This window comes from Hydrogenophaga sp. (genome assembly GCF_041633695.1).
In the GTDB taxonomy this organism is placed as follows: Bacteria; Pseudomonadota; Gammaproteobacteria; order Burkholderiales; family Burkholderiaceae_C; genus Hydrogenophaga.
This window is the reverse complement of sequence record NZ_JBFJMY010000282.1, coordinates 1-5629: the sequence shown is the minus strand read 5'-3', so window position 1 is coordinate 5629 and position 5629 is coordinate 1. Positions and strand designations below refer to the sequence as shown.

Annotated in this window: 6 protein-coding genes; 5 read left to right on the top strand and 1 reads right to left on the bottom strand. The window is 64.0% G+C overall.

Features of this window, described 5'->3' with window-relative positions; genetic code table 11:
- On the bottom strand, positions 1-674 hold a 674-nt coding region (locus ABYB95_RS16010; RefSeq protein ID WP_372659557.1), incomplete at its 3' end, for a FadR/GntR family transcriptional regulator.
- A gap of 174 nt (positions 675-848) precedes the next feature.
- Between ABYB95_RS16010 and ABYB95_RS16005 the strand changes: the two genes are divergently transcribed.
- From ABYB95_RS16005 to ABYB95_RS15985, 5 genes are all read left to right on the top strand, one after another.
- On the top strand, positions 849-1829 hold the full coding sequence (locus tag ABYB95_RS16005; protein ID WP_372659556.1) for a TRAP transporter substrate-binding protein: 981 nt from the start codon (positions 849-851) through the stop codon (positions 1827-1829).
- 66 nt (positions 1830-1895) lie between these two features.
- Positions 1896-2441 carry a TRAP transporter small permease gene (locus ABYB95_RS16000; protein WP_372659555.1) on the top strand — a complete coding sequence of 182 codons (546 nt, stop codon included), beginning with the start codon at positions 1896-1898 and terminating at the stop codon, positions 2439-2441.
- Positions 2441-3724: a TRAP transporter large permease gene (locus ABYB95_RS15995; RefSeq protein WP_372659554.1), complete on the top strand. Its 1284-nt coding sequence runs from the start codon at positions 2441-2443 to the stop codon at positions 3722-3724. The genes ABYB95_RS16000 and ABYB95_RS15995 overlap by 1 nt, the downstream gene beginning before the upstream one ends.
- An 8-nt stretch (positions 3725-3732) precedes the next feature.
- Positions 3733-4743, top strand: a complete 1011-nt coding sequence (locus ABYB95_RS15990) for a lactonase family protein (protein ID WP_372659553.1) — start codon at positions 3733-3735, stop codon at positions 4741-4743.
- The coding region (locus tag ABYB95_RS15985; RefSeq protein WP_372659552.1) for a UxaA family hydrolase at positions 4740-5629 on the top strand (890 nt) is incomplete at its 3' end. The genes ABYB95_RS15990 and ABYB95_RS15985, both read left to right, overlap by 4 nt.

The following is a 5629-nucleotide window of genomic DNA, read 5'->3' as shown; positions in this document are numbered from 1 at the left end:
GTGCGTATGGCCGCTCGGGCGCTGTCCATGTCCTGGTTGCGAATGGCGTTGAAGATGCTTTCGTGCTCCTGGTGCACAAGCCGCAAATAGACCAGCCGATTGGGCTGCCCCGCGCCATCGGTGGCGAGACGCGCGCGCGGAATCACACCGGGGCCCAAGGAGGCCATGACCTCGGCGAAATGGCTGTTCTGCGTCGCCAGCGCGATTTCGCGGTGGAACTGGAAGTCGGCGCTGGCGGCGTCCTGCCCCGCTTCGATAGCGGCCGAAAACCCGTCCAGCGCCACCCGCATGGCGCGCAGGTTTTCCTCGGTGCGCCTCGACGCCGCAATGGCCGCCGCCTCGGTCTCGATACCGATGCGCAACTCCATCAAGGCGATGGTGTCGCGCAGCGTGCCCAGTTGCTCCGGCAAGATGCGGAAGGGCGCGATTTCTTCCGCCCGCAGCACAAAGGTGCCGATGCCGTGGCGGGTTTCGGCCATGTTGACCGCCTGCAGGTACGAGATCGCCTCGCGCACCACGGTGCGGCTGACGCCAAACTCTTCCATGAAAGCCGCTTCTTTGGGCAGCTTTTCGCCCGGCGCATAGGCACCGCTGCGGATGCGATCGACCAGCACATGGGCCAGCTCGGTCGACAAGGTGCGCGACTTGTTGCGGCTGGACAGATCCCGATTCATGAGGGTATTCCCGATAGAGGCAGTGGTTTGCATCTGTTAAATTAGTTGTACGACAACTGATGATGAGATGTATGTGTTCAATGTAGCAGATGCGTTCCAGATTTGGATAGGTCGGCAACTTTTTCCACCCTCGTTTCATCCACCACCGCGCTTTGGCGCCCAGGAGACCCCGATATGACGAACCGCAGAACCCTGATCCAGGCCACCGTGGCCGCCGCTTGTGCCAGCGTGATCGGCATGGCCGCCGCACAAACCGTGCTGAAAGCCGCCGACGTGCACCCCGCCGGCTACACCACCGTGGTGGCTGTGGAGAACATGGGCAAGAAGCTGGAAACAGCGACCCAAGGCCGCTACAAGTTCCAGATGTTCCCGGGCAGCGTGCTCGGTGGCGAGAAGGAGATGATCGAGCAGACCCAGGTCGGTGCGATCCAGATCCTGCGCACCTCGCTGGGCCCGGTCGGTCCGGTGGTGCCCGAAGTCAATGTGTTCAACATGCCTTTTGTGTTCCGCGACATCGCCCACATGCGCGCCGTGATCGACGGCCCTATTGGCCAGGAACTGCTCGACAAGGTCAGCGCCAGCCCGGCCAAGATGGTGGCCCTGGCCTGGATGGATGGCGGCAGCCGCAGCCTCTACACCAAGAAGCCGGTGCGCACACCGGCCGACCTGAAGGGCCAGAAAATTCGCATGATGGGCAACCCCTTGTTTGTGGACACCATGAACGCCATGGGTGGCAACGGCATCGCCATGGGCTACGGCGAGGTGTTCACCGCCATCCAGACCGGGGTCGTCGATGGCGCCGAGAACAACCCGCCCAGCCTGTACACCGCCAACCATTTCAAGGCCGGCGCCAAGTACTACACCCAGACCAACCACCTGATCATTCCCGAACTGCTCGTGATGTCCAAGGTGGCCTGGGACAAGCTCACTCCCGCCGACCAGACCCTGGTGAAAAAGCTGGGCCGCGAAGCCCAGATGGAACAGCGCGCGCTGTGGGATGCGGCCGTGGCCGATTACACGACCAAGCTCAAGGCCGAAGGTGTGGAGTTCATCAGCATCGACAACAAGCCTTTCTTTGACGCCACCGCACCGGTGCGCGCCAAATACGGCGTCGATTTCGCCGACTTGATGAAGCGCATTGGCGAAGTCAAATAAGCAGGCCCTTCGCTGACTGTTCGCCCGCCTCCGCCTTCTGGCAGGGGCGGGCTTGAAAGCTTTTACATGAAATCACTCTACGTTGCCGCCATGGACCGCCTGTACCTGGCGTGCATCTGGCTGGCGGGTTTTGCCATCGTGTGCATGTCGCTCATCATTCCCTGGGGCGTGTTCACGCGCTACGTGCTGGGCACGGGTTCGCAGTGGCCGGAACCCATCGCCATCCTGCTCATGATGGTGTTCACCTTCGTCGGCGCGGCAGCGGGTTACCGGGCCAACACGCACATCGCCGTGTCCATGGTCACCGAACTGATGCCGCCGCCCGTGCGCCACCTGAGCACGGTGCTGGTCGACCTGCTGATGGCGGTGGCCTGCCTGTTCGTGGTCTGGTACGGCACCAGCCTGTGCCTGGCCACCATGGGCCAGTCGATCAGCGAACTGCCCTGGCTGCCGGTGGGCGTGACCTATGCCGCGCTGCCACTGGGGTCCCTGGCCACGCTGCTGTTTGTGATCGAGCGGCGCTGGGTCGGTCCACAAGAACGCCGCCCGCTGATGCGCTACGAAGAAAGTGACGACGCTTTCGGCCCAACCCCAACCCAAGAGGCCCACTGATGGACGCGTTTGTCTTGATCGGCAGCTTTGTGCTGCTCATGGTGCTGGGTGTTCCCATCGCCTTTTCTTTGGGTCTGGCCGCGCTGGCGGGGGCTTTGTACATCGACATCCCGCTCGACGCGGTGATGATCCAGATCGCCGCCGGGGTGAACAAGTTTTCGCTCTTGGCCATTCCCTTCTTCGTGCTGGCCGGCGCCATCATGGCCGAAGGCGGCATGGCACGGCGTCTGGTGGCGTTTGCCGGTGTGATGGTGGGTTTTGTGCGTGGCGGCCTCTCGCTGGTCAACATCCTGGCCTCCACTTTCTTTGGCGCCATCTCGGGCTCTTCGGTGGCCGACACGGCTTCGGTCGGCACGGTGCTGATTCCCGAGATGGAGAAAAAGGGCTATCCGCGCGAATTCGCCACCGCGGTCACCATCAGCGGTTCGGTGCAAGCCATTCTGATTCCACCCAGCCACAACGCGGTGCTCTATTCGCTGGCAGCGGGTGGTTCGGTCAGCATCGCCGCGCTGTTCATGGCGGGCGTTCTGCCAGGTCTGCTCATGGGCCTCACCCTGGCGGTGTTGTGCCTCTACAAGGCGCGCAAACACAACTACCCCAAGGGCGAAGTGATTCCGCTGCGCCAGGCGCTGAAAATTTGCGTTGAAGCGCTCTGGGGCTTGATGACCATGGTCATCATCCTGGGCGGCATTCTCTCGGGCGTGTTCACCGCCAACGAGTCGGCGTCGATCGCGGTGCTGTGGGCCTTCTTCGTCACCATGTTCATCTACCGCGACTACCGATGGCGCGACCTGCCCAAGCTGGTGCACCGCACGGTCAAGACCGTGACCATCGTCATGATCCTGATCGGCTTTGCCGCCGCCTTCGGCTACCTGATGACGCTGATGATGATTCCGCTGCGGGTCACCAGCTTTCTCACCGAGTTGTCGGACAACAAGTACGTGATCCTGGGTCTGATCAACCTGCTGCTGATCGTGCTGGGCACGCTGATGGACATGTCGCCCCTGATCCTGATCCTCACGCCCATTCTGTTGCCGGTGGTGAAGGTGCTGGGTGTGGACCCGGTGCATTTCGGCATGATCATGATGGTGAACCTGGGCATTGGCCTCATCACCCCACCGGTGGGCACCGTGCTGTTCGTGGGCAGTGCCATCGCCAAGCTCAAGATCGGGGTGGTGTCCAAGGCGCTGATGCCCTTCTTTGTGGCCTTGTTCGTCGTGCTGTTGATGGTGACCTACCTGCCCTGGCTATCGCTCTGGCTGCCGCGCACGCTGGGTCTTTGAGAACCGCCATGACCTCAAAGCAAGGCCTGGTTTTTGTTTCGCACGCCGACAGCGGCGACGTGCACAGCCTGGCGCTGGAGCACGACGGCACGCTGCGCCCGCTGCAGGTGACACCGCTGGGCGGCACGCTCATGCCCATGGCGCAAAGCCCCTGCGGGCGCTGGCTGTATGTGGCGCGGCGCAGCGAGCCGCTGGCCGTGCTCACCCTGGCCATCGATCGCGCCAGCGGCCAACTCCACCTGCTGGGCGAAGCGGCCCTGCCCGCCAGCATGGCCTACATCTCGACCGACCAGACCGGGCGCTACCTGTTCGCCGCGTCCTACCAGGGCGACCTGCTGAGCGTGAGCCCCATTGCGCCAGACGGCCTGGTGGGCGAGGCGCAGCAGACGATTCCCACCGGGCGACACGCCCATGCCATCGTGGCCACCCCATCGAACCACCACGTGCTGGCGACGTGCCTGGGCGGCGGGCAGGTGCTGCAATTCCACCTCGACGCCAGCACCGGACAGCTCACACCCAACGACCCGCCCGCCTGGAACGCACGCGCAGGCGCAGGCCCTCGGCATCTGCGCTTCCACCGCAACGGGCGTTGGGTCTATCTGCTCAACGAACTGGACGCCAGCATCGACCTGCTCCACTTCGATCCCGATACCGGGCTCTTGATGCACCGGCAATCGCTGTCGTCCTTGCCACCCGGCTTCGGCGGCGAACCCTGGGCCGCCGACCTGCATCTCACACCCGACGGCCGGTTTCTTTACAGCTGCGAGCGCCGATCCAGCACACTGGCGGCCTTTGCTGTGAACCAAACGAGCGGCGCCTTGGCGCTGCTGGGCCACATGCCCACAGAAACCCAACCGCGCGGCTTTGCGATCACACCCGATGGGCGGCAATTGCTGGCGGTGGGCCAAAGCTCACACCACCTGAGCCGCTACGCCATCGACACCACCACCGGCGCCTTGACGCTGCAACAGCGTCTGCCCGTGGGCCAAAACCCGAACTGGATTGAAATTTCCGCATGACCGCACCCGCTCTCACCATCCGCATGCACCCGGCCGACAACGTGGCCATCGTCGCCAACGACGGTGGCCTGGCCGCTGGCACGGTCTGCGCCGACGGCGTGACCCTGGCCGAGCGCGTGCCCCAAGGCCACAAGCTGGCCTTGCAAGCCTTGCCGCAGGGCAGCGAAGTGCGGCGCTACAACGTGGTGATCGGCCACACGGCGGTGGACATTCCCGCCGGTGGCTGGGTCAACGAGCAGCGGCTGCGCATGCCAGAGGCGCGTTCGCTCGAAGGCCTGCCCGCTTCAAACCCACCCGCCGAACTGCCGCCGCTGCAAGGGCACACGTTCCAGGGCTACCGCAACGCCGATGGCAGCGTGGGCACGCGCAACCTGCTGGCCATCACCACCACCGTGCAATGTGTGGCCGGTGTGCTCGACTTCGCCCTGGAGCGCATCCGCGCCGAGTTGCTGCCCAAATACCCGAATGTGGACGGTGTGGTGGGCCTGGAGCACACCTATGGCTGCGGCGTTGCTATTGACGCGCCCGACGCCATCATCCCGATCCGCACCCTGCGCAACATTTCCAGCAACCCGAACTTCGGCGGCGAAGTCATGGTGCTCAGCCTGGGCTGCGAAAAGCTGCAGCCCGAGCGCTTGCTGCCGCCGGGTTCGATCCCCATTGCCGACCAGCGTGGCGACGGGCTGGACGTGGTGTCCCTTCAAGACGAAAAACACGTGGGTTTCATGTCGATGATCGACAGCATCCTGGCGCAGGCCAAGCCACACCTGGAGCGCTTGAACGCACGCCGCCGCGAAACCTGCCCCGCGTCCGATCTGGTGGTCGGCGTGCAATGCGGCGGCAGCGATGCGTTTTCGGGCGTCACCGCCAATCCGGCTGTCGGATT